The following is a 1,387-nucleotide window of genomic DNA, read 5'->3' as shown; positions in this document are numbered from 1 at the left end:
AGCATATAGGACGGTAAACGGCTACTCAGATAAGTGCGCAAATCAGAGGTATTCAATAAATCTACACATACAAGATAAGCAACCAACTCCTTCTCTTCACCACTTAATTGCTTAGCTAAAACAATTGCCTCCTCAATTTCCGGATCAGATATAATAGCATTCTCTATTTCATTTAGTTCAATACGATAACCATTGATTTTTACCTGATTATCATTTCTCATGATATATTCTATTTCCCCATTCGCCAACCATTTCCCAATATCCCCACTGCGGTATAAAAGCTCCCCCTTTCTAAAAGGATCCTGAATAAATTTTTCAGCAGTAAGAGCTGGTTGACCAAAGTATCCATGGGCTAAATTCCATCCCCCAATAAATATTTCTCCTTCTACACCAATAGGCACAAATTGCATGTACTTATCAAGAACATAAATAATAGTATTAAAAATTGGCTTCCCTATGCTAGTCCTCTCCGGTACTGTTCCTTCAGAAAAACTATAAGAACAGCCTGTTACCACATGGGTCTCTGAAGGCCCATATAAATTATAAATCTTTATAAGAGGATTACTTTTCAAAAATGCACGAAGAGAACCATTCACATATAATTGCTCTCCAGTTGAAATAATTTCTTGTATCTGATGCCCTGCAAATTGCTCAATGGTAATCAAGCTAAACATGGATTTAAGTGCCGAATAAGGCATTGACAAAGTGGTGATTCCCTTCTCTATGATGTAATTTTTCAGTTCCCATAAATCTTTGCGTAAGAGCTCATTAGCAAGGTAAATGGCACCTCCTGTTGACAGGGCATAATATATGTCATGAAGAGATGAATCAAAACTAAATGAAGAATATTGTAAATGACGTGTCTTAGTATTAAAACCAGCCCCATTAATATCCCATAAGACTAAATTATACAGTGTTTTGTGGGTTTGCTCTACCCCTTTTGGATTGCCTGTTGATCCTGATGTGTAAATTATAAATGAGGATTCTTCACCCCTGATATTGTACCCTAGGTTTGAACTATCCAAATTACTTGAAACCTCATCAGGTTTGATAATAATAAGATTTGGATAGTGCACCGGGTCGTCTGTCCCCGAAGTAATTAATATTTTTGAGCTACTCTCTTCAATGATATAAGAAATTCTGGCAGCTGGTAATAACTTATCTACAGGAACATAAATACATCCCAATTTCATTATAGCAATCATACTGATTACAGAAGAAACAGAACGATCTAATAATACGCTAACACTTTCTCCTCTTTTTATTGCAGTCTCCTTTTCAATATATCTGCTCAACTGATTCGAACGCCTATTCAACTCACCATAGGTCAGCTCATGCTCTTCAAATACCAGAGCCACCGCTTCAGGAGTCAATGCCACCTGAGCCT

At 36.8% G+C, this 1,387-nt stretch carries 1 protein-coding gene; it reads right to left on the bottom strand.

What is annotated here, in order from left to right; translation table 11 throughout:
• Positions 1 to 1,387 (bottom strand): amino acid adenylation domain-containing protein (locus EV200_RS21665; protein WP_132536552.1); only part of this gene is annotated, 1,387 nt, incomplete at both ends.

Source organism: Pedobacter psychrotolerans, assembly GCF_004340665.1.
Lineage (GTDB): Bacteria > Bacteroidota > Bacteroidia > Sphingobacteriales > Sphingobacteriaceae > Pedobacter > Pedobacter psychrotolerans.
The sequence above is the reverse complement of the archived record's forward strand: the minus strand, read 5'-3'. Positions and strand labels throughout refer to the sequence as shown.